Annotated in this window: 24 protein-coding genes, 1 tRNA gene and 1 other RNA gene; 2 read left to right on the top strand and 24 right to left on the bottom strand. The window is 42.1% G+C overall.

The annotated features are described in order from the left end of the window. Positions 1-74 precede the first annotated feature (74 nt). The 14 genes from H7T92_RS02705 to dnaG all read right to left on the bottom strand — a co-directional run bounded on the left by H7T92_RS02705 (position 75) and on the right by dnaG (position 14,552). Positions 75-902, bottom strand: a complete 828-nt coding sequence (locus tag H7T92_RS02705; RefSeq protein ID WP_201036946.1) for an amino acid ABC transporter substrate-binding protein — start codon at positions 900-902, stop codon at positions 75-77. 9 nt (positions 903-911) lie between these two features. After that, on the bottom strand, positions 912-1,541 hold the full coding sequence (locus H7T92_RS02700; RefSeq protein ID WP_003014104.1) for an amino acid ABC transporter ATP-binding protein: 630 nt from the start codon (positions 1,539-1,541) through the stop codon (positions 912-914). Between the two features lie 12 nt (positions 1,542-1,553). After that, positions 1,554-2,195 carry an amino acid ABC transporter permease gene (locus H7T92_RS02695; RefSeq protein WP_023917742.1) on the bottom strand — a complete coding sequence of 214 codons (642 nt, stop codon included), beginning with the start codon at positions 2,193-2,195 and terminating at the stop codon, positions 1,554-1,556. Positions 2,196-2,294: 99 nt separating this feature from the next. Then, positions 2,295-2,855: a signal peptidase I gene (gene lepB, locus H7T92_RS02690; protein ID WP_003006560.1), complete on the bottom strand. Its 561-nt coding sequence runs from the start codon at positions 2,853-2,855 to the stop codon at positions 2,295-2,297. A 165-nt stretch (positions 2,856-3,020) separates the two neighbouring features. After that, complete coding sequence (gene pyk / locus H7T92_RS02685) at positions 3,021-4,526, bottom strand: pyruvate kinase (RefSeq protein ID WP_013903352.1); 1,506 nt, start codon at positions 4,524-4,526, stop codon at positions 3,021-3,023. Between the two features lie 69 nt (positions 4,527-4,595). Next, entirely contained in the window at positions 4,596-5,609 is a 1,014-nt protein-coding gene (gene pfkA, locus H7T92_RS02680; protein WP_021152956.1) for a 6-phosphofructokinase, read from the bottom strand. Positions 5,610-5,693: 84 nt separating this feature from the next. Further along, a complete protein-coding gene (locus H7T92_RS02675) occupies positions 5,694-8,795 on the bottom strand; it encodes a DNA polymerase III subunit alpha (protein WP_201036944.1) in 3,102 nt (1,033 codons plus the stop codon). A gap of 83 nt (positions 8,796-8,878) precedes the next feature. Beyond that, positions 8,879-8,966 (bottom strand) — tRNA-Ser (locus H7T92_RS02670). A gap of 10 nt (positions 8,967-8,976) precedes the next feature. Further along, positions 8,977-9,325, bottom strand: a transfer-messenger RNA (tmRNA) gene (gene ssrA, locus H7T92_RS02665). 103 nt (positions 9,326-9,428) lie between these two features. Further along, the gene (locus tag H7T92_RS02660) at positions 9,429-10,223 is read right to left on the bottom strand and encodes a hypothetical protein (RefSeq protein ID WP_155125111.1); all 795 of its coding nucleotides are present in this window, start codon (positions 10,221-10,223) and stop codon (positions 9,429-9,431) included. 9 nt (positions 10,224-10,232) lie between these two features. Then, entirely contained in the window at positions 10,233-10,940 is a 708-nt protein-coding gene (locus H7T92_RS02655) for an ABC transporter ATP-binding protein (RefSeq protein WP_201036943.1), read from the bottom strand. Positions 10,941-11,111: 171 nt separating this feature from the next. Next, on the bottom strand, positions 11,112-11,441 hold the full coding sequence (locus H7T92_RS02650; RefSeq protein ID WP_004220168.1) for a metal-sulfur cluster assembly factor: 330 nt from the start codon (positions 11,439-11,441) through the stop codon (positions 11,112-11,114). 220 nt (positions 11,442-11,661) lie between these two features. After that, a complete protein-coding gene (gene rpoD, locus H7T92_RS02645) occupies positions 11,662-12,771 on the bottom strand; it encodes an RNA polymerase sigma factor RpoD (RefSeq protein WP_021152924.1) in 1,110 nt (369 codons plus the stop codon). Positions 12,772-12,773: 2 nt separating this feature from the next. Beyond that, positions 12,774-14,552 (bottom strand): DNA primase, encoded by a 1,779-nt coding sequence (gene dnaG / locus H7T92_RS02640; protein WP_021152923.1) that lies wholly within the window; start codon positions 14,550-14,552, stop codon positions 12,774-12,776. 214 nt (positions 14,553-14,766) lie between these two features. Between dnaG and mscL the strand changes: the two genes are divergently transcribed. After that, positions 14,767-15,147: a large conductance mechanosensitive channel protein MscL gene (gene mscL / locus H7T92_RS02635; protein ID WP_049483887.1), complete on the top strand. Its 381-nt coding sequence runs from the start codon at positions 14,767-14,769 to the stop codon at positions 15,145-15,147. A gap of 100 nt (positions 15,148-15,247) precedes the next feature. Here the strand turns inward: mscL and rpsU are convergent, their stop codons facing one another. Then, on the bottom strand, positions 15,248-15,424 hold the full coding sequence (gene rpsU / locus H7T92_RS02630; protein ID WP_000048054.1) for a 30S ribosomal protein S21: 177 nt from the start codon (positions 15,422-15,424) through the stop codon (positions 15,248-15,250). 178 nt (positions 15,425-15,602) lie between these two features. Here rpsU and H7T92_RS02625 point away from each other — a divergent pair, with 178 nt between their 5' ends. Beyond that, the gene (locus tag H7T92_RS02625) at positions 15,603-16,571 is read left to right on the top strand and encodes an NAD(P)/FAD-dependent oxidoreductase (protein WP_049490569.1); all 969 of its coding nucleotides are present in this window, start codon (positions 15,603-15,605) and stop codon (positions 16,569-16,571) included. A 251-nt stretch (positions 16,572-16,822) separates the two neighbouring features. On the opposite strand, the gene whiA is transcribed toward H7T92_RS02625, so the two are convergent. The 9 genes from whiA to glmM form a co-directional block, all read right to left on the bottom strand. After that, a complete protein-coding gene (whiA, locus tag H7T92_RS02620; protein WP_155125115.1) occupies positions 16,823-17,740 on the bottom strand; it encodes a DNA-binding protein WhiA in 918 nt (305 codons plus the stop codon). After that, a complete protein-coding gene (locus tag H7T92_RS02615) occupies positions 17,737-18,714 on the bottom strand; it encodes a YvcK family protein (RefSeq protein ID WP_003017791.1) in 978 nt (325 codons plus the stop codon). Before H7T92_RS02615 ends, whiA begins: the two co-directional genes overlap by 4 nt. Then, on the bottom strand, positions 18,711-19,601 hold the full coding sequence (gene rapZ, locus H7T92_RS02610) for an RNase adapter RapZ (protein WP_009732574.1): 891 nt from the start codon (positions 19,599-19,601) through the stop codon (positions 18,711-18,713). The genes H7T92_RS02615 and rapZ overlap by 4 nt, the downstream gene beginning before the upstream one ends. Positions 19,602-19,678: 77 nt before the next feature. Continuing rightward, positions 19,679-20,062 carry a RidA family protein gene (locus H7T92_RS02605; RefSeq protein WP_201036941.1) on the bottom strand — a complete coding sequence of 128 codons (384 nt, stop codon included), beginning with the start codon at positions 20,060-20,062 and terminating at the stop codon, positions 19,679-19,681. Between the two features lie 18 nt (positions 20,063-20,080). Further along, the gene (locus H7T92_RS02600; RefSeq protein WP_003006512.1) at positions 20,081-20,245 is read right to left on the bottom strand and encodes a hypothetical protein; all 165 of its coding nucleotides are present in this window, start codon (positions 20,243-20,245) and stop codon (positions 20,081-20,083) included. A 51-nt stretch (positions 20,246-20,296) separates the two neighbouring features. Further along, positions 20,297-21,610 (bottom strand): GTPase ObgE, encoded by a 1,314-nt coding sequence (gene obgE, locus H7T92_RS02595; RefSeq protein ID WP_023917726.1) that lies wholly within the window; start codon positions 21,608-21,610, stop codon positions 20,297-20,299. A gap of 33 nt (positions 21,611-21,643) precedes the next feature. Beyond that, a complete protein-coding gene (locus H7T92_RS02590) occupies positions 21,644-21,775 on the bottom strand; it encodes a DUF4044 domain-containing protein (RefSeq protein WP_003011566.1) in 132 nt (43 codons plus the stop codon). Positions 21,776-21,892: 117 nt separating this feature from the next. Further along, positions 21,893-23,218 carry an LPXTG cell wall anchor domain-containing protein gene (locus H7T92_RS02585; RefSeq protein ID WP_201036940.1) on the bottom strand — a complete coding sequence of 442 codons (1,326 nt, stop codon included), beginning with the start codon at positions 23,216-23,218 and terminating at the stop codon, positions 21,893-21,895. A gap of 47 nt (positions 23,219-23,265) precedes the next feature. Further along, positions 23,266-24,615 carry a phosphoglucosamine mutase gene (glmM, locus tag H7T92_RS02580; protein WP_201036938.1) on the bottom strand — a complete coding sequence of 450 codons (1,350 nt, stop codon included), beginning with the start codon at positions 24,613-24,615 and terminating at the stop codon, positions 23,266-23,268. Between the last annotated feature and the right edge of the window lie 15 nt (positions 24,616-24,630).

Raw genomic sequence — 24,630 nt, 5'->3', positions numbered from 1 at the left:
CTACTCAACTGTGCGGAGGTGGGACGACGAAATCGAATTCTAACGAATTACCGATTTCTGTCCCACTCTCTTTTTTACTTGATATCGTCTGTTGCTACATCCGTTCCGAACCACTTCTTAGAGATCTTTTGAAATTGGCCCTTTTGATAGAGTTTTACAAAAGCTTCATCAATTTTTTTCTTCAAGGTTTTATCCGCCTTGCGCACTCCTACCGCAAAGGATTCAGTTTCAAAACCGACAGGAAAGACATTGTAGTCTTTTAAAATTCCTTCCGTCTGCAGATAATAGTTGGCATAGACACGGTCGATTAAGAGGCCATCGATCCGATCATTCTGAAGATCGATCAGCGCCTCGTTGAAACTCTGGTATTGGGTAGCCTTTTGATTTTTAACCTTATTTTTTAAGATTTTAGGATTGGCTTCAAAATCCATATAGCCAGACGATCCGGTCTGGGCACCTAATCGTTTCTCTTTCATCCCATCGACTGATTGGATCCCAGAGGCTTTCTTAGTGACCAAGACTTGTTCATTTTTCATATAGGGCTTGGTAAAAGCAACACTCTCCCGACGTTCATCTGTAGCCGAATAGCCATTCCAGATGGCATCAATGGTCCCATTTTTCAGTTCCTTCTCTTTCATATCCCAATCAATGGGTTGCCAGTTGACATGAATCCCATAAGAATCAAAGACTTGATTGGCCAAATCAATATCAAAACCAGCGTAGCTCCCATCTTTTTGTTCAAAGCCCATGGGAACGAAAGTATTATCAAAACCAATCGTGATGGACTGCTCTTTTTGGTATTTTTGCCAGTTGTCCACTTTAGGATCACTCACTGTCTGTCCGCAGGCAGTCAGAAGAACGAGACTAAGGACACCTAGCAGCCATGGTATTACTCGTTTCATAGTCTCCTCCTATTTAGGCTCAACCTTGAGAAGAACATCCGCAATTGCTTCTGCAAATGGAATATCATGGGTAACAACGATCTGAGTCATCCCCAGTTCCCGGTTTTGCAAGATTAACTTCTCAACTTCTAATCGCAATTCTGGATCCAAGGCCGAAGTCGGCTCATCATAGCCAATAATTTCTGGATCGATCATCATAGCACGAGCCAATGCCACCCGTTGCTTCTGGCCACCAGATAGAGAGAAGGGATAAGCATCCGCATGTTGTTCGAGTCCCAAACGCTCCAGTAAGCTCATGGCTTTTTTACTCGCTTCTTCCTTGGTCACATTCATGGTCTTAACAGGAGACAAGATCAGGTTTTCCATGACCGATAAATGTGGAAATAATTGAAAATCTTGAAAGACAAAACCGAGAAGATTTCGTTTTTCTAAGGCATCCAGAGGCAAGTTTTCACCATTGTAGATGATCTGACCAGAATCAATGGTTTCAAGACCAGCTAGCATGCGAAGCAAAGTAGTCTTTCCTCCCCCAGAAGGACCAACAATGGCGACGATTTGTTTTTCAGGAACGAGAAGATTAAAATCTGATAAGATCTGCTTATCCCCAAACCGTTTCGAAATTTGTTTTAATTCTAACATATGCTTCTCCTCCTATTTATAATATGAAAAGTTCTTTTCAACTCGCTTAGCAATGATGGTCACGATCCCAATGAGGATTAAATAAATAGCTCCCGCCAAAAACATGGGTGCTAGACTGGCATCACGATTGGCCGCCGTCCGACTAGCGAGGATCAAATCACTAATTCCCAGAGCATAGACCAAGGAGGTATCTTTAATCAAGGACATGACTTCATTGAAAACGCTTGGAAGAACAATCTTCACCACCTGAGGCAAAATGATATAGCGAATCGTTTGCCATGAACTCAATTTTAAGACCTTGGCCGCCTCATACTGACCTGTCGGAATGGCGACAATTCCTCCACGGAAGATTTCCGCAAAATAGGCTGCATAATTGAGGGTGAAGGCTGTAATAGCCGCAGGCAAGCGATCAATCCGAATCCCAATACTTGGAAGGACGTAATAAATAAAGATCAACTGAAGCAAAAGAGGAGTTCCTCGCATGATCCAGATATAAATTGTTAGGAGGCCATGCAGGATCTTTGAGCGCAATTGAAGCAAAAATGCAACAACGATTCCTAGTGGAATCGATAAAATCAATACGAAAGCAAACACTTGCAAGGTGAGGCTTGCTCCCTTTAACAAACTTGGTAAAATTTCCAAAGCATACTGCATAGCATTCTCCTCCTAAAAAATTATTTAATGAACATCTTACCACAAAAATGGAAAAAAACTAGTTCATTTTGATATTTATAAAAAAAAATAGCCTTTCGGCTATTCTTCTACTTTTATAAATCCAAATTTATTGAGAGGATAGAGACGTAGATTCACGACTCCTTCGATCTGATTTTTATGGATATAACCAAACTCACGGCTATCTTCTGTATCTCCACGGTTATCATTTAAGACAAGATAAGTATCGGATGGTACACGACCAGCCTTGGTCCCTTTTAACTCTGATAAGAAGAAATCATCCGTATAATACCCATTACTCGTTGGAGCAGCTAAGTGTTTGTTGAGCATTTTGTTCAGGTAAGGTTCTGGTGTTGCCTGTCCATTCAAATAGAGGACGTCATCTACGTAGCTGACTTCGTCGTTTTCTTTGGCAATGACACGTCCAAGGTATTCTTTTCCACCGACCTTGTATAAGACCAAATCACTGCGATCTACCTGAGCATTTCTAGTCGCTACCACAAGATCTCCAGTTTTCACAGAAGCATTGGCCATTTTATCATTGATACTAAATGGATGAAATACAAAGATTCGAAGCAAAATCAGTGCCAAAACCAGTACACCGACAATGATGACATTTCTAATTAAATCTCTCCTTGGCATGTATGTCTCCCTTCCTTTTTATTTATTATACCATGTTTTTGATCTTTAAAAAAGAGAAAGTAAGCATTAGTGAGAATTCTTATCAACACACACCAGAAGAAAAAGAAAAACCTCGCGGTCAATCCTTTCGGACCAACCAGCAAGGCTTTTAGATATAATTGTCTATTAACGTACTGTACGGATACGCATTGTGTTTGTACGAACAGCTTCTCCAACTGGTACACCAGCAACGATAACGATATCATCACCAGATTTAACAAGACCAGCTTCAACTGCTTTACGTTCAGCAATTTCGAACATATCATCAGTTGATGAAGGAGCATCTGTCAACATTGGGATAACACCCCAGTTCAACATCAATCCACGTTCTGTCAATTCGTCAAATGTCAATGCCAAGATATCAGCATCTGGACGGTATTTAGAGATCAAACGTGCAGTGTGACCTGTCTTAGTCAATGTTACAACCAATTTGATATCCATTGAGTTTGTAGCATCTTTAACAGCTGAAGCCATAACTTCTGTCTTAGAGTTACGTTCGAATGAAGCTGGGTTCAAACGACCATATTCTTTCAAAAGTGTTTGAGCGTTCATATCGATTTTCGCCATTGTAGCTACAGATTCAAGTGGGTATTTACCGTTTGCTGACTCACCTGAAAGCATTGTAGCATCAGTACCATCGATAACAGCGTTGAAGACGTCAGATACTTCAGAACGAGTAGCACGTGGTTTTTCAGTCATTGTTTCAAGCATGTTTGTTGCAGTGATAACAACTTTACCAGCAGCATTTACTTTAGAAGTAATCATTTTTTGGTAAACTGGAACCATTTCGAATGGTACTTCGATACCCATGTCACCACGAGCGATCATGATACCATCAGTAACTTCGATGATTTCATCCAAGTTTTCGATACCTTGTTGGTTTTCGATTTTCGCAAACAATTGAACGTGGCTGTTACCAGTTTCTTCACAGATAGCACGAACTTCTTGAACGTCTTTTGCAGTACGTACAAATGAGATCGCGATGAAGTTGATACCTTGTTCCAAACCGAAGCGGATATCGTCGTTATCGCGTTCAGCAAGTGCTGGGAAAGGAATCTTAGTGTTAGGGATGTTTACACCTTTTTGTTTAGCGATGATACCATCGTTTTCAACTTCAACAACAAATTCACGTTTTGCAGCGTCTTTTTCTACAACGCGAAGACCCAATTTACCATCATCAACCAATACTTGGTGTCCAACTTCAACGTCATCAAAGATGTCAAGCGCACCAGCAACGTTCAAAGCAATCACTTCACGAGTTGATTTAATACCTTGTTTTGTAGCAACGCGGATACGTTCACCAGTCTTGTATGAATATTCTTTAGCTTCGCCTTCGAACAATTCAGTACGGATTTCAGGACCTTTTGTATCAAGAAGGTAACCAACTTTTTTACCAGCGATTTCTTCTGCACGTTTAACAGTCGCCATACGTTCACCTTGTTCTTGGTGGTCACCGTGTGAGAAGTTGAAACGGAAAGTGTTCGCACCAGCTTCGATCAATTTAGCAATGTTTTGTGCTGAAGCTTCAACGTCAAGTTTTTCAGCCCAGTATCCATCTTCACCGAATTTTTTACCGCCACGGATTTCTACCGCAGGACCTAAAGTTGCAACGATTTTTACACGTTTGTTCATGATATATATGACTCCTTTTTAAATATATCTGTCTTTTTAAGACAAGGTTAACGAATTTATGAAATAAAATTAGATTGAAGACAAGCTACGGTTCAACTCGGCAAGACCAAGATCAGCTTTATGTGGATTGTTTACCACAATCTTACCATCTTCTGTCAAGCTAAAGAGGGCTCCTTCTTCTGCTTTACCAAGGATTGGGTTTTCAACCATTTTTTCATTACGGATACCAACGGCTACACCACCGATTCCTTGTTTCAACAATTTAACAGCGTGTGCTCCCATACGTGAAGCAAGAACACGGTCACGCGCAGTAGGTGAACCACCACGTTGGATGTGGCCAAGCTCAGTCACACGAAGGTCACTTTCATCACCAGCTTCTTTCAAAGCTTTACCAAATTCATCTGCAGACATCACGCCTTCAGCCAAGATGATGATGTTGTGGGTACGACCTTTAGCGTAACCTTCTTTGATGCTTTCAACAACATCTTCGATCTTGAATCCTTCTTCAGGAATGATGATTTCATCTGCACCAGATGCAATCCCTGCCCAAAGAGCGATATCTCCAGCGTTACGTCCCATCACTTCGATAACGAAAGTACGGTGGTGACTAGATGAAGTATCACGGATCTTATCGATCGCGTCCATTGCAGTTGTGACTGCAGTATCAAAACCAATTGTAAAGTCAGTTCCGACGATATCGTTGTCGATCGTACCAGGAAGACCAACAGCTGGGAATCCAAGCTCAGTCAAGCGCATCGCGCCATGGTAAGAACCATCTCCACCAATAACGACAACACCTTCGATCCCGTGTTTCTTCAATTGCTCGATCCCTTTTAATTGACCTTCGCGTTGTGCGAATTCAGGGTAACGAGCTGAATGAAGGAAGGTACCACCACGGGAAATAATATCTCCAACAGATGAGGCGTCAAGGGGCTGAATTTTACCAGCAACCATTCCCGCATATCCATCATAGATACCGAAAACTTCCATTCCTTCTGAAATTGCTTGACGAACAACTGCACGGATGGCAGCATTCATACCAGGGGCATCTCCACCACTAGTTAAAACAGCAATACGTTTCATTTCGTTGTTTGCTCCTTTTTTTCTTTTACATTCTACGTAATTATAACACAAAGAAGACTAAAATTCTCGTATTTTTCGCAGTTTTTACCGATAAATCGTTTTCATAACGAGATTCTTTAGTTCATCTTCCAATTCTTTGTTTTTCTGGACTGTATAGCCCTTCAATTGAAGAGTTTTTTTCTCGTCTTCATAGCGTAGTATCACAGGATATGGGCCCGGATATTTTTTCAAGATAGAAAGAATCGTTTTATCCTGACGATGATCGAGCAACTGGATCCAGAACTTTTCATTGGTTGCCAGTTGCGCCTCTGCTAGAATCATCTGCAAGCGCCCATCACGCTCTTGTATCTTCCCTGTCAAGTAATAAAAGCCACCTTCTTTTATCAAGGAGGAAAATCGATTGTAGGTTTCAGGGAAAAGGGTCACATCCAATTTTTTCTTGGTATCACTGACTTGTAAGAAAGCCATGAGATCGCCCGACTTGGTTCGAATGGTTCGAATGTTTTGTACCTCAATGAGAATGCGCGCCTGCTCTCCTTGTATGAGTTGAGAAATTGGTTGGATCTCGTAGGGACTCGTTTTCCCAATCGCAACCAATGGGTGGGTACTGAGCCCGACGCCAATAATGGCCTCTTCCTTCTCATATTTTTCAGCCTGGCTAAAGTCCTCTGCTTCTGTCCAGGAATAGTTAGAATCTGCAAATAAACTACCTAGCTCATCAGCAAAGACAAACAAATTCGGCAAATTGTGAAGCACCTTGCGTCTATTTTTTTCAAAAATGTCAAACAGTCCAAGCTCCACTAAAGGTGTTAACAGAGGTAATTTATGATACTGATTGGGGAGGCGTAAAATAAAATCTTCGACACTTTCAAAGGGACGATTATCAATGATCCAATAGGCTAAATCTCTCGGGAGTCCCTTGATATTTTTCATTCCCAAGTAAATTTTTCGATCCTGGAACTTATCTCTGTAAGGGATGGTGTTGATGGATAATGGCGCGACTTTAAAATCAAACTGGAGAGCATCTGTCAGATAATCGCTGCTCGAATAATTGAGCATGACATCAAAGAAAACATCTGGATAATGGACCTTGAAATAGGCCATCTGAAAGGCCAAGGCAGAATAGGCATAGGCATGGGAACGGTTAAACCCATAGCCTGCGAATTTTTCCATAATCGCAAAGACCTCTTTGGCTTTTTCTTCCGTATGTCCAAGTTTAAGAGCACCTGCGACAAAATCGTCTTCCATCTTGTGCATTTCAGCTGCATTTTTTTTGCCCATAGCCCGACGTAAAATATCGGCTTTCCCTAGACTAAAGCCTGCAAAACGCTGGGCAACCTGCATGACCTGCTCTTGGTAGAGCATGATCCCATAAGTGGGCCGTAAGATTTCTTCAATAGCTGGATCTAAAATCTCAACTTTTTCTTGGCCGTGCTTTCTTTTGACGAAATTATCAATGTAATCACTAGCCCCTGGACGATTGAGAGAGGTGGTCGCTACCACTTCTTCGAAATGATTGGGTCTCACTCGTCTCAAGAGGCGAATGGCTCCAGCCTGTTCAAATTGGAAAATCCCCTTGGTATCCCCTGCAGCAAACAAGGCCAAGGTTTCTGGATCTTCTAAATCAATGGCTTCAATCACGATCTCTTCTTGGTACTTTTCATAGACGGCTTCCTTCATTTTCTGAACAAAGGTTAAATTTCGCAGACCCAAAAAGTCCATCTTCAACAGACCATTGGCTTCAACCGCATGGGCATCATACTGGGTGACAAACATGTCTTCTCCATACTTGAGAGGAATGTGATCCGTCAAATCCTGGTCACTCATCACAACCCCAGCCGCATGGATAGAGGTCTGCCTTGGTTGGCCTTCTATTCTTTTGGCAATTTCAAAGCCACGCTCAAATTCTGCTCGGCTATGAATCACTTGTCGAAATGCTAGATTCTGTTCATAAGCTGTCGCCAGTGTATCCCTAAAGCCAATCCGCTTGGTAATGGAGGTCAATTCGTACTCTGGTACTCCAAAACGTTTAAAGACATCTCGAATGGCTTGTTTGGCCCCAAAGGTTGAAAAGGTCACGATCTGAGCTGCATGGTAACTCCCATAACGGTCTCTCACATAGCGGATAAATTCTGGACGATAGATATCAGGAATATCAATATCAATATCCGGCATGGTGTAGCGCTCCACATTTAAAAAGCGCTCAAACAGGAGGTTCTTCTCCACAGGATCAATCCCTGTAATTCCTAATGCATAGGCTACCAGTGAGCCTACAGCAGACCCACGTCCCATTCCCATATAATAGCCTTGACTCCGTCCGAAACGAAGAAGGTCCCAGACAATCAAGAAATAGTCATCAAAGCCCATTTGGTGAATAATGTCTAATTCATGCTCCAGACGTTCTTGATAGACCGGACTAGTCAAGTTCTTTCGAAGGAGACCCGCTTGAGCTAATTCTCTCAGTTCCTCAACAGCTGGTTTCTGAGGATTGAAGCGAGGCAATTTCAACTGGGTATCAATGTCATATTGAATTCCTTGGACAAGTTTTTCCAGATTTGTGATGGCTTGAGGAAATCGCTCTGCAAAATCATTCTTTAAATCCTGAGGAGTTTTTAGGACTGTTGTCGGATCAATTGGCCCTGTTTCCGTCAAGCTTTGATTGTCCTTGATGGCTGCCAGCATCTGCATGGCTTCCACATCTTCCGCCTCAAAAAATCGAACGGTATGAAGAGGAATCACAGGGTGGCTAAACTCTTGGACAGGCGTATCCGCAAAAACTCCGATGAAGTAATCTAGACCAAGCGGCAAGTCTCCACTAGCAAAAGGAGCTGGGACAATGACTGCTACTCCTTCTGTTAGGTGCTTCACATCCTCCCAATTGCTCTTCCCCATCATTTTGACGGTCGACATCTTCATCAGATTCTGGTAGCCCTTCGTTGACAGGGCCATCATCCGAAACGGAATTGTTTCATTGTCTACTTCTAGTCCAACTTCTAATCCGACCAAGGGGCTGAGATTGTGGGCCTGACAGGCTTCGATAAATTCATAAGCACCATACAAATTATCTACATCCATGATTCCCAATGCGTCATACCCCATGCTTTTAGCCACGTGGACATAGTCTTTTATGGTCACAAGGCTTTCCATAAAAGTATAGACTGATTTGGTATCTAGCTGTGCAATCACTTTGTCTCCTCCCTCACTTGTCTATTTTTGGGACTCTTTTTTGTACAAAAAAACACCACTGCTACACAATGATGTCTCAACAACGGAAGACATGGGATTCGAACCCACGCACGCTTTTACACGCCTACCGCGTTTCCAACACGGCCTCTTAAGCCTCTTGAGTAATCTTCCATGAATAAAAATATGGAGCCGGTGGGAGTCGAACCCACGTCCAAACACCTGCCAGCATATTTGTCTACAACCATAGGTTATGTCTTAGTTTAACAGCTACACGACACATAACTCAAGCCCTGTAGTTGCGAGTCTATCAATCTCTTATCTAACTCCTAGACCAAGCTAGATCGTATCTCGCTAAAATTAAGACCTGTCATCAAACACGAGCGATTCGAATCGGGTCACGCCTGCTGGTGTTTAGGCAGCTAAAGCGTAAGAATTATTATTTTTTGCAGTTATATTTAACTGGCGTTTTACATCCGCTAGATGAGTTGCAAAATATGCCTCATAATGCCTGTCGAATCCGTAACGACCCCAAAACGAATACAATTAGTATATCAAAATGTAGCCAAAAATGCAAAAGAAAAAAATTGAACAAGAAGGCTTCCACCGGGAAGCTCCTTGCTCAATTTACTGTACTTATTGAAGATTCAACTTGTACTTGCTGATATAGTGGATGGTGAAGTACATAGAAACAATCTTGATGACTTCATAGATAAGACCTGGAATGAAGTTTGCTCCAAATTCATCAAACTTTCCATAAACCAATGCATACCCGACAGCATATGAATCCTTAAATGGATTGACCGCTGTACCAATGATACTTAAGACAAGGCACAAAAGAAAGAAGAACAGAATCGCTTTCAATCCACGACGATTTTGGAACAGTTGGCCAAGTGCGATCGATACATAAAATAGGAAGATTCCTGAAGCTGTGGTGAAAATCCACCAGATGATCATCCAATAAGCTATAGAATAACTAAAAGCCTCAGCGATAATACTAAATACAGGAGAGAGGTCTTGTCCAACGACAGCGCCCATCACAATAATTGTAAGAAGACCACTAAAAAATAGAAGGAATAGGCAGTAAAGACTCGCTACTAAAGCTCCCACAAATTTAGACAAAATGATCGCATGAGGACTAGCTGGAAGGGTCCATGTCAAGTAACCTTCACGTCCGTATAAGTTGGAATAGAAACGACGGATAATAATATAGTAGTTACTAAGATAAAGACCAATGACTCCTCCAAAAATAAGAATCCCAATAGTTCCTGCTACCATTTGCATGGTATCTAGATCCCAACTTCTAATAGTTGTTGAAGAACTTCCAGCAATAATACCTGTTAGTACTGACAAACCTAGTGCGATCAGGGTGATCAATAAATACCACTTAGCTGTCGATTTAAATTCATATTTTAATAATTTACCAAACATGGGTTCCTCCTAATAAACACGGAATTGATCACGGAAGATCTCATCGATTGATTTTCCGTGTTGATTGCGCATAACAGTCGTATTTTCATGCAAGAGGATTCTTCCTTGGTTGATGAAAATGGCCTCATCCAAAACTTGCTCAATATCAGCAATCAAGTGAGTAGAAATCAAGACAGAAGAGTTTGGACGTCTGTTTTGAATAATGGTCCGCAAAATATAATCACGCGCCGCTGGGTCGACCCCACCGATTGGTTCATCAAGAACATACAAGTCAGCTTCACGACTCATCACCAAAATCAATTGTACTTTTTCCTTGTTCCCTTTTGAAAGGCTGTTCAATTTTTGATTTGGATGCAAATGCAAATCGTTGAGCAATTGGTAAGCTCGTTGGACATTAAAATCTGTATAAAAATCTTGGAAATAACGAATAGCATCACTAATTTTCATATTTTCATTCAGATAAGTTGTATCCGGCAAATAGGAAACAACTTTTTTAGAAGCTGGGGATGGTAATTGCCCATGAATATAGATATTTCCAAGGCTTGGTTGCAACAAACCATTAATCAATTTAATGATGGTTGTTTTCCCGCTACCATTGGGCCCCAAAAGGCCAATAATACGGCCAGGTTGGATGTTCAAACTAACATCCATGAGAGCAACTTCATGCCCATAATTCTTTGTCACATGGTCCAAGTAGACCAAAGGATACTGATTCATGTAAATCTCCTTTATTTTCTATTTATGCTATTATACCCTGTCCCCTTGATGATTGCAACTTTATCTGAAAATTTGCTAAGAATTTGTAAATGCTTGTTCAAAAAAACAGGGATAAACAAATCAGAGGTTAGGGAAGCCCCAACCTCTGATGTGTTTTGATGAATAGAATTTTTAACTAATTCCAAGTGCGATCCGTGCATAGCGGCTCATCTTTTCAACCGTCCAAGCAGGGTACCAGACCAACTTCACATCTACAGATGTCACTTCTTCTACTTCTGCTAAAACATCATGAATCTGATCTGTCAGAAGATCCGCTAATGGACATCCCATGGTCGTTAGGGTCATATCAATGATGGTTGCTCCAGTTTCACCGTCAAAATGGATCTCGTAGACAAGACCTAAATTGACAATATCAATTCCAAGCTCAGGATCGATTACCTCTTCCAAAGCATTTAAGATTTTATTTTTAATTTCTTCAATTTGCTCAGTTGTATATGCCATATGACTTCCTTTTTTTGCTATTTTACTCTCGATAGAATTTCTTGGCTCGGGTTAAAAAGATCCGCAGGATCTGGCCACTCTCTTGTTTTTAGGTAGCCGTTAAAAAGGTCTCCCGGACCTGGGTCGCTTTTTGATTTCTTGGCGACCGTTAAAAAGGTCCCCCGGACCTTCCTCGCTTCCGAATTTCTGGGCTCGGGTTAAAAATGTCCCCTGGACATTTTTAATCCTCTATAAAGTCACGCAATGGTTTGCTTCTGCTTGGGTGGCGGAGTTTGCGGAGGGCTTTGGCTTCGATCTGACGGATCCGTTCACGGGTCACGTTGAAGACTTTCCCCACATCTTCCAAAGTACGCATTTTTCCATCATCGAGACCAAAACGAAGACGCAAAACATTTTCTTCTCGATCTGTCAAAGTATCGAGGACTTCATCCAATTGTTCGCGTAGTACCACACGAGTGGTGTAGTCTACTGGATTTTCAATCACTTCATCTTCGATAAAATCGCCCAAATGGCTATCGTCTTCTTCCCCGATTGGAGTTTCAAGAGAAACAGGCTCTTGGGCAATCTTCAAGATTTCGCGCACCTTATCAGGCGTCATATCCATGCGTTCAGCGATTTGTTCAGGCGTTGGGTCTTGTCCCAATTCTTGCAAGAGATTGCGTTGTTCACGAACCAACTTGTTAATGGTTTCCACCATGTGAACAGGGATCCGAATGGTCCGTGCTTGGTCTGCAATGGCACGAGTGATAGCCTGACGAATCCACCAAGTCGCATAAGTAGAGAATTTAAATCCCTTGGTATAGTCAAACTTATCAACGGCCTTCATCAAGCCCATATTTCCTTCTTGGATCAAATCCAAAAATTGCATTCCACGACCAACGTAACGTTTCGCAATGGATACAACCAAACGAAGGTTGGCTTCTGCAAGACGTTGCTTAGCTTCCAAATCACCTTGTTCCACTAGTATAGCCAATTCTTGTTCTTCTTCATTGGTCAAAAGAGGAACAACCCCAATTTCTTTCAAGTACATCCGTACTGGGTCGTTGACCTTGGCAGAGTTGCTTCCAAGCAATTCCTCATCTGACAATTCTGGCTCTTCTTCATTGTTCAACACACGCGCACTTGGGTTACCATCTTTATCCGTGATCGAAATTCCTGCATCTTGAATGCGTTGCAAAAGATCTTCAATCCCATCTGCATCTAGTGTGAATGGAATAACCAACTTGTCATTAATTTCATCATCTGTTGCAGTTCCACTTTTCTTGTGGCTGCGAATAAACTCTGCAATTTGAACGTCCAATGTTGTAATATCTTTTTGTTCTTTAGCCATTCCTACTCCATTCTTCTTTTTTGAGCGATCAAACGCTCGAGTTCCAATAAAGCTTTTTCCGCATCCCCTGTCGAGGAAGCTTCCTTCACTTTATTTCCAATTTGTTGACTTTCTTTGCGAAGAAGCTCACGATTTCGCGTTTCTTCCACTTCTTCTAATTCACCATCCGCTATCTCTTCTGGCAAATCTTCTTCTAACATCCGGTACCAGGCGTGCTGGACCCCTTCAGGTTGCTCGGACAAATCCTGAGATGTGACTTCTCCATTTTGACAGAGTAATTGGTACAAGATCTGTAACTCCGGTGTGTCAAAGACAAAATCAGGTCGCAAACGGTAATCATTGAGCACCATTGGAAAATCTTTCATCCTACTTAATAAATGATTTTCCGCCTTGATCAAGCGAGTCATCCCACGGTTAGGTAGGAGATCGACTGAAAAATTCGACGTTCTTGATCGTCCACCACTTTGATCCTCCTGCCGTTGATGCAAGCGACTATTATTGACAATCTGCTCAATCTGCAAATAATCAAAGTCTGGCAATAAATCTGCCAACTTATAAATATAGGTGTTTTGCGCTGTGATGGAGCGCGTCTGGGCGATCATCGGTGCCAGCTTCTCGACAAACTCAATCTGTGCCTGCAAGTTCTCAATATACTGGGGTTTCCAGTAGTGCATCAAGAATTCAACCTTACTGATCCGCGAATTCTTCAAGAGGGAAGCTAGATCTTCTGGGGAGGTCTTTTTGAGGTACTCATCGGGATCCATCTGATCAGGGATACGGACGATCTCCAACTCCAGATCCTGCAAGACATCCAAGGCCTTAGCGGTTGCTTCAAGTCCCGCCTTATCCCCATCATAGGTCAGAATGACCTTTTTGGTAAAATGAGACAGGTGCTGGACGTGCTCTGGTGTCAAGGCTGTCCCCATAGAGGCGACTGCATTTTCAACCCCAGCTCGATAAGCCGCAATGACATCCATAAAGCCTTCCATGATATACATTTCATGTTGCTTTTTGGCGCTCGTCTTAGCTTGGTCTAAATGGTAGAGCTCATAACTTTTGTTAAAGAGACGGGTGCTACGACTATTCTTGTACTTGGCTTGATGACTCCCATCGTCCATCTTTTTCCATAACCTACCAGAAAAAGCAATGACACGTCCACTATCATCCGTCAAAGGAAACATAATCCGATCCTGAAAGGCATCAAAAACTGTTCCAGCATCTGAGATTGTGAATAATCCCGAATCGGTAATCACTTTCTCAGAGAACTTCTCAGAGAGATTTCGATAGAGATAATTCCCTTCTGCTGGGGCTAAGCCCAATTGAAAATGTCGGATGACCTCATCCGTCAATCCACGTTCATGCAGATAATTTCGCGCTTCTTCTCCCATCTTTGTCGTCATCAGAATCGCCTGGTAGAACTTACTGGCTTCCTGATGAATCTCATAAAGTTCTTGGTTTGGATTGACAGACGTTGGTTGAGCCGGCCTTGCTTGGTACTGAAGCGCAATACCCGCTTTTTCTGCTACGATCTGGACCGCATCCATAAAAGCCACTCCACGGTATTCCTCAATAAACTTAAAGACATCTCCCGAGCGACCACATCCGAAACAATGGTAAAACTGCTTGTCTTCAACGACATTAAAAGAAGGAGTCTTTTCACCATGAAAAGGACAGAGCCCTAAAAAATTACGGCCAGCCTTGGTCAAAGAAACAACTTCTCCAATAACTTCAACAATGTTTACACTGTTTTTAATTTCTGCAATTAGCTCTTTATCAACCATAAACAGTGCCTCCATTTTACCATAGATTATCACTTTATATTTTATACTAAAAGTTAGTAAAAGTAAATTTTTTCCTACCGATTTCACACATAAAAGAAAAGATTTTCAACCTTTATCACTAATTTTAAAAAATGAGGCATATTCCTTGTCAGTCGAATATTTTTCCGTTATACTATCATAGTAAAAAATTATTATGAAAGGACATATTTAGGATATGTTAAAAGATTTGAAAGCTTTTCTCCTTCGTGGGAATATTGTTGACCTTGCTGTAGCAGTCGTTATCGGAGCTGCATTTGGAGCTATCGTAACATCACTTGTTAACGATATCATCACTCCACTTATTTTGAAACCAGCTATGAAAGCTGCCGGTGTTGATAAGATTGCTAATTTGTCATGGAACGGTGTTGCATACGGTAGCTTCTTGAGCGCTGTGATCAACTTCCTTGTTGTTGGTACTGTTCTTTTCTTCGTAGTGAAAGCTGCTGAAAAAGCTCAAAACCTTGGTAAAAAAGAAGAAGCTGTCGAAGAAGAAGCTCCTGCTCCTACTCAAGAAGAGTTGCTTGCTGAAATCCGCGACTTGCTTGCAAACAAATAATCAGATAAAAAGATCCGATCTTCTAGCTAGAAGATCGGTTTTTTTGTCTTTAACGGATGATAAAAACAAAAAACAGACCGAAGTCTGTTCTTGTATTCAATTAGAATTTTTTACGTTTACGAGCTGCTTCTGATTTACGTTTACGTTTTACAGAAGGTTTTTCATAGAATTCACGTTTGCGTGTTTCTTGAAGAGTACCAGCTTTAGTAACCGCACGTTTGAAACGACGAAGAGCATCGTCAAGAGATTCATTCTTACGTACTACTGTTTTTGACATATTTTTCACTCCCTTCAAGCCTAAAATCTTAATAATTTTATCACACTTTAAGGACGCTGTCAAGATCTTTTGAAACTTTTCTAGCCCTCCTAGCCTTCATATCATTTCTTTTTCCAACTTTTTCATTCTTCCCATTTTATGATACAATGGAAACAAAGAAAACCCTGAAGGAGATACTATGTCAGAAATTTATGATATTACAATTGTTGGGGGCGGACCAGTTGGTCTGTTTGCTGCTTTTTATGGCAATATGCGCCAAGTAAAAGTCAAACTGATTGATTCCTTACCTCAACTGGGAGGGCAACCAGCTATTCTCTATCCAGAAAAGAGTATCCTCGATGTACCTGGCTTTACCAATTTGACTGGTGAAGAATTGAGCAACCGCTTGATCGAGCAAGTCAAACGGTTTGATACACCGATCTTTCTCAATGAAACTGTAGAGGATATTCGAAAAGAAGGCGACCTCTTCACCATCACTACTTCTCGCCAAGTGCATCAGTCTAAAGCAGTCATTATAGCCATGGGCGGTGGTGCCTTTAAGCCACGCGCCCTTGACATTGAGGGAGCTGAAGACTTTGATAACGTCCACTATCATGTTTCGAACATCCAACAATATGAAGGACAGCAGGTGACCGTCCTTGGTGGTGGAGACTCTGCTGTAGACTGGGCTCTTGCTTTTGACAAGATTGCTCCAACTACGATCATTCATCGTCGGGATAACTTCCGTGCTTTAGAACATAGTGTAGAAGAACTCAAACAATCTTCTGTTAGCATCAAAACACCATTTGTTCCTAGCCGCTTGATTGGCGAAAATGGTCATGCCACTCATCTTGAAATCACAAAAGTTAAAACCGATGAAACCGAACTCATTCCGATTGATCACTTATTTGTCAACTATGGCTTTAAATCTTCAATCGGAAACTTGAAAGAATGGGGTGTAGAATTGCAACGCCATAAAATCAAGGTGAACCAAAAACAAGAAACCAGCCTTCCTGGAATTTATGCCTGTGGAGACTGCTGCTTCTACGAAGGAAAGATTGATCTCATCGCTACAGGTCTTGGGGAAGCTCCAACAGCTGTAAACAATGCCATCAACTACATCTATCCAGATAAGAAAGTCCAACCAACCCACTCAACTAGTTTATAATAAAAAAAGTTAATCGATTCTGCAAAGAAGTAAAAATGAGTTCCTATTTTTAGTATGAATCAAGAAAATACAAAAACTTTCCGCTGTGAGAAAAGTGCCTGAAACAATACGTTTCAGGCACTCGGGAGTTTTGAGACATTAGGCTCAAAACTAAGTCATGGAACTTCTATGAAGTTCGCTGACGTCCGTACTCACCTAAGGAAAGTTTTTAAAAAGACTTTAACCTCATTATGAAAGGCCTTTGGCCTTTTTTATTTGTCTAAATCGTCTGCGATCTTATTGATCTTACGCAAGCGGTGATTGACACCGCTTTTTGAAATAGGCTTTTGCAAACTATCGGCGATCTGCTGGATAGAATAATCTGGATGGTTCATCCGGATATAGGCAACTTCCTGCAGGTCACTTGGTAAACTTCCTAGACCGACCGTATCCACAATTTTACTAATATTATTAATGGTTTTCATACTAGCTGTGACTGTGCGCTGGATATTGGCCATCTCGGCATTATTGGCCCGGTTGAGGTCATTGCGCGTTTCTCTCATGACCTTGATAGACTCAAATTCCTGCATGGCTTGCATGGCCTCTACGACAATTAGAAAATCAATAATATCTTCCGCTCGTTGCAGATAGGTCACCACCCCTTTTTTCCGCTCGATGGTTTTCGCATCTAGTAAAAATCCTTGCATGAGAAGGGCAATTCCTTCCGCGTGGTCTGTATAAACAGAATGAATTTCCAGCTGGTACTTCCCTTTTTCAGGATCCTTGATGGAACCACTCGACAGAAAAGCACCCCGGAGATAAGCACGACTAGCTACTTCATCTTCTAAAACACTGGCATCAATGCCTGTCTCAATCCCAAAAAAGGCATCTGCCAAATGCAAGTCAGCTAGAATCTCTTCCACCTTTTCATCCAAGAATACTGTATAGACACGATTTTTTTTCAAATTGGTTTTTTGATGGTGGCGAATATCTGATTTGGCCTCATAAAAATGATGCAATAATTCATAGATATGGCGAGCGATCTTGGCATTTTCTGTTGTTACCGAGAGCGTCAAGCCCCCCATTGAAATCCCAAGACTTCCAGACATCTTGATAATGGCAGCCAATTCACTCTTTTCAAATCGCTTGAGAGACAATAATTCTTCTTTGACACGAACCGTAAAACTCATTTTCTCACCTGCACGATCTGCATCAACTCTTCGACCACTTTTTCGCCATCATGAAAAGCTCCTCCATTGACCAACTTCAAGAAATCAGAAGAAATCACTTGGGGAACTTGCGAGTGCAACCCCTTGAAATCGTGCTCTACCTGCACCAAGTATTCATCAAATTTATTGCTGTTCATGTAAGCTGCGGGAACCTGATTGATATTGACAAGGACGGTATCGATGAACTTCTCTCCCAAATGTTTATGAAGAACGGCAACGTGGTCACTATCTGTGAAATGCTCGGTTTCTCCTCTTTGGGTCATGATATTACACACATAGGCTACTTGGGCCTTGGTTTCAAGGATGGCTTTCCCAATCTCATCGATCATCAAATTAGGAAGGATCGAGGTAAAGAGCGAACCAGGACCTAAGACGACCATATCACTTTCAAGAATAGCTTCCACCACTTTCTTACTAGCTTTTGGGCGCTCTTGATCAAAGGTATTGGTCACATAAACATGATCAATCATGCCGGTGTAGTTGGCAATGTGGCTTTCTCCTACCACTTCTTTTCCATCTTGAAAAACTGCATGAAGGGTCAAGGGACTATCACTGGAAGGATAGATCTTGCCGGTCGTATGAAAGAACTTGGTTAACAACTGCATGGCATTATAGGTCGAGCCTTGCATCTCTGAAATCCCTGCAATGATCAAGTTTCCCAAAGGGTGTCCGGCCAAAGGGCCATCATCGTCTGCAAAACGGTATTGAAAGACCTTCTCATAAAAACGAGGCATATCTGACATGGCAACCAGCACATTTCGAAGATCCCCAGGTGGTGTCAATTTTTGGATGTTCTTCCGCAATTCACCTGAACTCCCGCCATCATCTGCAACGGTTACGATGGCAGTGATGTCGACCGGTTTCTTTCTCAGACTATCGAGGATAACAGAAATTCCTGTTCCTCCTCCAATAACGGTTACTTTAGGTTTTCTCATGAGCGATTCACCGTTTCTTTCCGTCTGTCCTTGTCTCTATGACTGCAATTGACCTGCCAATTTTTTTCTAAATCATGCGCTAAGCGCTCTGCAAAGGCTACTGAACGGTGTTGCCCACCGGTACAGCCCATAGCGATGGTGAGAACGGATTTACCTTCCCGTTTATAAGACGGTAAAATAGGTACGATCAAGTCATGGAGATGACGGTAAAAGTCCTCTGATTCAGGGTGATCCATGACATAATCATAGACTGCTGGATCCTGACCGGTTAAATTCCGAAGTTCCAATTTGTAGTAGGGGTTTGGAAGGAAACGCACGTCAAACACAAGGTCAGCATCGATCGGAAGGCCATATTTAAACCCAAATGACATGACCTCAACCCGAAAATCTGGCTGATTATCTTGACTGGCAAATTGTTCTGCGATCGTTTTTCTCAAATTACGAGGTGTCAACTCAGTCGTATCCACCACATTTTGACTGATATTTTTTAAAGGGGACAAGAGTTCGCGCTCTAGGGTAATCCCATCTAAGACACGGCCATCTGCCGCTAATGGATGGCTACGACGGGTTTCCTTGTATCGTGCTACCAACTCACTATCAGTGGCATCCAAGAACAAGACCTTGAAATCGAGGTCTTCTTGGTTGTCCAATTCATCCAAAATGGTGCGAATTTCATTGAAAAAAGAACGGCTCCGCATATCCACAACAACGGCTAATTTATTGTTATCGGGACTGTGGCGCATGAGCTCAATAAATTTCAGCAAGAGCGCCGGTGGCATATTATCGATGGTAAAGTAACCCAAGTCCTCAAACGATTGGATGGCGACGGTCTTACCCGCACCGCTCATCCCTGTTACCATGACCAGTTGAATCTTACTTTCTGTCATTTTCTCCTCCCATAAATAAAACAGAGTGGCCTACAGTTTCCTGCTCTCCACTCTGTCTTTTTGTCTTTGAATGGTTATTAGGACTTAATTTCCGCAATAACTTCAATTTCAACCTTCACATCACGTGGCAGGCGTGCTACTTCAACAGCAGATCGAGCTGGAAACTCTGTGATAAAGACTGTTTTATAGACCTCATTAAAAGGTACAAAGTCATTCATATCACTTAAGAAACAAGTGGTTTTCACCACATGGTCAAAGTCTGTCCCAGCCTCTTCCAAAATAGCCCCAATGTTCTTTAAGACTTGCTCTGTTTGTTCTTGGATGGTTTCTCCAATGATTTCACCTGTTTCAGGTGACAAGGGAACTTGTCCACTTGCAAAGAGAAGATTCCCTACGATTTTCCCTTGAACATAAGGTCCAATTGCTGCAGGTGCTTTATCTGTATGAATTGTTTTTGCCATAGTATTCTCCAAGTCTATTTACTTCTGCTGGTTTTCTTTTGCTAATTTTTCCCTTTGTAAGCGCAATTTGCGCTTAGGATTTAGCGTATTAAAGAGTTCTTCTAGTTTTTCAGCATTCCAAACATCGGCTGCTGAAACAAAATTTCCATTTTCATCTCGAAAAGATATTGGTTTATCTCCCACTGAAAAAGCCTCACTTCTTATTTGGAATCCTTGATCCGCTGAGGATCTATTTTAATCTACAAACTCAAATTCAAATTTACCGATCCGGACGATATCGCCATCTTTTGCCCCACGCGCACGGAGAGCTTCATCAACCCCCATGCCACGTAATTGACGAGCAAATTTCATGACCGCTTCATCACGATCGAAATTCGTCATATTAAAGAGTTTTTCAAGTTTTTCGCCAGACAAGACCCAAGCGGCATCGTCATCCCGACTGATATCAAAGGCTGGCTGGTCTTCATCAAAGCCATAGTAGACTTCTTCTTGAGCCATTTCGTCTTCTGAATACAAGAGGAATTCTGGCGTTTTGTCTAACAATTCTGCTGTTGCTTCTAATAAATTGTCCAAACCTTGATGCGCCAAACTAGAGATCGGAAAGATCTGTGGCAGTTCATCAAACTCATCGTAATTGGCTGCCAATTTCTTCTTGAACTCTTTCAAGTTTTCTTGGCTCTCTGGCATGTCCATTTTATTTGCCACGATAATCTGAGGCCGCTCCATCAAACGAAGATTATAGGTTTCAAGCTCTTTATTGATTTGAACATAATCTTCGTAAGGATCGCGTCCTTCACTCGCTGACATATCAATAACATGCAAGATAACCCGTGTGCGCTCGATGTGGCGAAGGAACTGGGTTCCGAGTCCGACACCTTGGCTAGCCCCTTCAATCAATCCAGGAAGGTCTGCGACTGCAAAGGATTCACCTGATGGCGTCCGAACCATTCCCAAGTTTGGAACGATGGTTGTGAAATGATAGGCCCCAATCTTTGGTTTGGCTGAAGTGATGACACTAAGAAGGGTTGATTTCCCAACAGAAGGGAAGCCAACCAAACCAACGTCTGCCAAGACCTTGAGTTCTAATTCGAGTTCGCGTTCCTGACCAGGTTCCCCGTTCTCAGAAATCTCTGGTGCTGGATTCTTTGGAGTGGCAAAACGAATATTTCCACGTCCGCCACGGCCACCGTGTGCGACAATGTACTCTTGTCCATTTTCAACTAGGTCCGTAATGACCTTGCCCGTCTCAGCATCTCGGACGGTCGTTCCTTGAGGGACTCGTACATAGAGATCCTCTGCTCCCCGTCCATGCATCCCTTTAGTCATTCCTTTTTCCCCATTTTGGGCTTTGAAATGCCGGTTATAACGGAAGTCCATCAAGGTGCGCAAGCCTTCGTCTACTACGAAGATGACATTGCCACCACGACCTCCATCACCACCCCAAGGCCCGCCATTAGGGACATATTTTTCGCGGCGAAAAGCCACCATGCCATCGCCGCCATTTCCAGCCTTGACCTTAATCTTGGCTGTATCTAAAAACATACTCATAAATAGATGATTTCCTTTATTTCTGTGTGCGTCTTAATAAGAAAGAGCACCAATTGCGGTTGCAAAGATTGCACCAACCGTTACAATCAACATAATCACAATGACAACCATCGTGATCATTTCAAATGGTGTTTTTTTACGTTTTCCGTTATCTCCAAAAGCCACTTCTAATACCTCGATTACTATAAATTCATTAGCCCTATTTTACCACGAAATAGGGGATTTTTCAAATCGAGCCTACACAAAAAGACCAGACAGAAGTCTGATCTTTCATTGATCATTTTAAGAATCTTTTCTTACACGTAAAATTCCAACCGATAGAACTGCTAGGAAGACACCCATGACAAGAACCACCGGTGTCATCTTTTCACCTGTACTTGGAAGAACTTTTTTCTTACCAGGTTTTGGAGCTTCTTCTTTAACAGAAGATGAAGATGATTTCAATGAAGAACTTGATGTGGATGTTGAGTTCGATGTAGAGCTAGAACTCGTTGAAGATGATGAACTTGATGAAGAGCTAGAACTCGTTGAAGATGATGAGCTTGATGAAGAACTAGAACTTGATGAGGAGGTTGAGCTAGGTGTCGGTGGCGTTTGTTCTTTCTCACCCAATCCTTCGCCAGATCCTGTTTCCAATCGTACTTCACGGGTTAAACTACGCGGTGCTGGGAAATTGGTTGCCTTCCATGTTAATGTATTATGGACAATATCACCGACTTTCGTTCCAGGAGCTACTTTTGTAGAATATTCAATATACATTGGCCAATTGTAATTATCACCAAATTCAATTGTAAAACCAGTGATCTTTCCATCTGCATTCTTATCGAAAACAGCTTTTTTAGTAAAGTTATCTAGAACTGGGAGACTCAAGATCTGAGCTTCGTTCTTGATCCCACCTTCTACAGGAGCATAGCGAACCGCACGTAAGCTCCCTTCAACCAATGTTAAGCCATCTCCGAATTGGTCTTTAATGACCATTCCTCGCAGCATATCTTGACGGGCATTTAAGAGAATCCGCCATTTGATTATGGTTGGATCAGACTTATCTTGATAGCCGTATTTCATTTCATAGTCCCCAGCTTCCCCAGCTGTTTTTTCATAATTCAAGGAAAAATCTGTATTTCCTAGTTTAAACTGGATTGGAGATGTTTTTGTAACTACTTCTGAATCGACTTTTACATCAAAATGAAGAGCAACTCGTTTGTTGAGTGGATGAGATGCGAAATAATCATTAAAGGTAACGGTCACTGTTTTCTTAGCTGTATCAACGACAGCTTTCCCCACCATCTGACCATTTGATTGGCCTTCCTCAAGAACATTGAATTCCAATGCTGTGTAGAGGGCTAATTCTTTTGGCAAACTAAGAGTTAAGGTATCACCAGCTTGAATAGTTTGCGAATCTGGAAAGGCTAAATAAATACTTGCTGACAATTTTTCATTTGTCAACACCTTGCTCCCATTTGTTAGCGTGTTACCATCTTTCGTTAGACGTGCTGTCTGTGTATATGATGAGACTTCTGCAGCATGTATTGTTTTAGTCAAACCAGCTGTGAATAGAATCGTTAGCACTAAGGCAAGTGCCCATACAATTTGACGAACCTGTTTCATATATACCTCCTCTGCTCGCCTATTTGCGAGCCATGTTTTTTACAAGGTTAAAGTCCGATTTCTGCTTGAACAACTGCAGCAATGGTATCTACATAGTAGTCCACTTCTTCATGGGTTGGTGCTTCTGCCATCACTCGAAGGAGGGGTTCAGTTCCACTTGGACGTACCAAAATACGTCCATTTCCTGCCATTTCCGCTTCCATTTTTTCAATGATTTCACGAATAGCAGGCACTTCCATCGCCTTGTCTTTCATGCTATTTTCAACCCGGATATTAACCAGTTTTTGTGGATAAATGGTTACTTCAGCAGCCAATTCAGATAATTTCTTACCGGTTTCTTGCATGATTTTAGTCAATTGAACTCCTGTTAATTGACCATCACCAGTTGTATTATAATCCATGATGACTACGTGACCGGATTGCTCACCACCAAGATTGTATCCTGACTTGCGCATTTCTTCGACCACATAACGGTCTCCAACAGCTGTGATTTCTTTTTGAATTCCCTTCGCATCTAATGCTTTGTGGAAGCCGAGATTGGACATGACGGTTGTGACGATCGTATTTTTTTCGAGCAAGCCCTTGCTTGAAAGATAAGAACCGATGATGTACATGATCTTATCTCCATCTACGATCTCTCCATTTTCATCCACTGCAATCAAGCGATCGCTGTCTCCGTCAAAGGCTAGACCAATCGCTGCGCCTACTTCTTTGACTTTCTCTTGCAAATGCTCTGGGTGAGTAGAACCAACCCCATCATTGATGTTCAAACCATCTGGGTTTTCACCGATGACGGTCAATTGAGCTCCCAGATCTGCAAAGATTTGACGGGCACTAGTAGAGGCTGCACCATTTGCTGTATCTAAGACTACGCGCATGCCCTCGAGTTGGACACCTGTCGATACAAGGAATTCTTGATACTTACGCAAACCTTCTGGATATTCCATGACCGTTCCTAAACCTTGGGCACTTGGACGTGGAAGGGTATCTTCAGAAGCATCAAGCAAGGCTTCAATTTCAAGTTCGCGATCATCATCCAATTTGAAGCCATCACCACCAAAGAATTTGATGCCATTGTCCAAGGCTGGATTGTGGCTAGCAGAAATCATCACTCCGGCGCTGGCTTTTTCCGTACGAACTAGATAAGCGACACCTGGCGTTGCAATCACACCCAACTTGTAGACGCGAATCCCAACTGATAAGAGGCCAGCGATCAAAGCATGCTCCAGCATTTCACCAGAAATACGCGTATCACGTCCAACAAACACCAAAGGTGTTTGTTCTTCATGTTGGCTCAACACATAACCACCGAAACGGCCTAGTTTAAAAGCCAATTCTGGCGTTAATTCTACATTTGCTTCTCCACGGACACCGTCCGTTCCAAAATATTTACCCATTCTTCATTACCTTTT

This window comes from Streptococcus parasanguinis (assembly GCF_016648855.1).
In the GTDB taxonomy this organism is placed as follows: domain Bacteria; phylum Bacillota; class Bacilli; order Lactobacillales; family Streptococcaceae; genus Streptococcus; species Streptococcus parasanguinis_L.
Note: the sequence above shows the minus strand (reverse complement) of the source record. Positions and strands in the feature narration are given on the sequence as shown.

What these genes read in the sequence shown, in the direction of transcription:
- H7T92_RS02705 (WP_201036946.1), bottom strand. Translation starts at nt 902, where the DNA reads ATGAAACGAGTAATACCATGGCTGCTAGGTGTCCTTAGTCTCGTTCTT.
- H7T92_RS02700 (WP_003014104.1), bottom strand. Translation starts at nt 1,541, where the DNA reads ATGTTAGAATTAAAACAAATTTCGAAACGGTTTGGGGATAAGCAGATC.
- H7T92_RS02695 (WP_023917742.1), bottom strand. Translation starts at nt 2,195, where the DNA reads ATGCAGTATGCTTTGGAAATTTTACCAAGTTTGTTAAAGGGAGCAAGC.
- lepB (WP_003006560.1), bottom strand. Translation starts at nt 2,855, where the DNA reads ATGCCAAGGAGAGATTTAATTAGAAATGTCATCATTGTCGGTGTACTG.
- pyk (WP_013903352.1), bottom strand. Translation starts at nt 4,526, where the DNA reads ATGAACAAACGTGTAAAAATCGTTGCAACTTTAGGTCCTGCGGTAGAA.
- pfkA (WP_021152956.1), bottom strand. Translation starts at nt 5,609, where the DNA reads ATGAAACGTATTGCTGTTTTAACTAGTGGTGGAGATGCCCCTGGTATG.
- H7T92_RS02660 (WP_155125111.1), bottom strand. Translation starts at nt 10,223, where the DNA reads ATGTTTGGTAAATTATTAAAATATGAATTTAAATCGACAGCTAAGTGG.
- H7T92_RS02655 (WP_201036943.1), bottom strand. Translation starts at nt 10,940, where the DNA reads ATGAATCAGTATCCTTTGGTCTACTTGGACCATGTGACAAAGAATTAT.
- H7T92_RS02650 (WP_004220168.1), bottom strand. Translation starts at nt 11,441, where the DNA reads ATGGCATATACAACTGAGCAAATTGAAGAAATTAAAAATAAAATCTTA.
- rpoD (WP_021152924.1), bottom strand. Translation starts at nt 12,771, where the DNA reads ATGGCTAAAGAACAAAAAGATATTACAACATTGGACGTTCAAATTGCA.
- dnaG (WP_021152923.1), bottom strand. Translation starts at nt 14,552, where the DNA reads ATGGTTGATAAAGAGCTAATTGCAGAAATTAAAAACAGTGTAAACATT.
- mscL (WP_049483887.1), top strand. Translation starts at nt 14,767, where the DNA reads ATGTTAAAAGATTTGAAAGCTTTTCTCCTTCGTGGGAATATTGTTGAC.
- rpsU (WP_000048054.1), bottom strand. Translation starts at nt 15,424, where the DNA reads ATGTCAAAAACAGTAGTACGTAAGAATGAATCTCTTGACGATGCTCTT.
- H7T92_RS02625 (WP_049490569.1), top strand. Translation starts at nt 15,603, where the DNA reads ATGTCAGAAATTTATGATATTACAATTGTTGGGGGCGGACCAGTTGGT.
- whiA (WP_155125115.1), bottom strand. Translation starts at nt 17,740, where the DNA reads ATGAGTTTTACGGTTCGTGTCAAAGAAGAATTATTGTCTCTCAAGCGA.
- H7T92_RS02615 (WP_003017791.1), bottom strand. Translation starts at nt 18,714, where the DNA reads ATGAGAAAACCTAAAGTAACCGTTATTGGAGGAGGAACAGGAATTTCT.
- rapZ (WP_009732574.1), bottom strand. Translation starts at nt 19,601, where the DNA reads ATGACAGAAAGTAAGATTCAACTGGTCATGGTAACAGGGATGAGCGGT.
- H7T92_RS02605 (WP_201036941.1), bottom strand. Translation starts at nt 20,062, where the DNA reads ATGGCAAAAACAATTCATACAGATAAAGCACCTGCAGCAATTGGACCT.
- obgE (WP_023917726.1), bottom strand. Translation starts at nt 21,610, where the DNA reads ATGAGTATGTTTTTAGATACAGCCAAGATTAAGGTCAAGGCTGGAAAT.
- H7T92_RS02585 (WP_201036940.1), bottom strand. Translation starts at nt 23,218, where the DNA reads ATGAAACAGGTTCGTCAAATTGTATGGGCACTTGCCTTAGTGCTAACG.
- glmM (WP_201036938.1), bottom strand. Translation starts at nt 24,615, where the DNA reads ATGGGTAAATATTTTGGAACGGACGGTGTCCGTGGAGAAGCAAATGTA.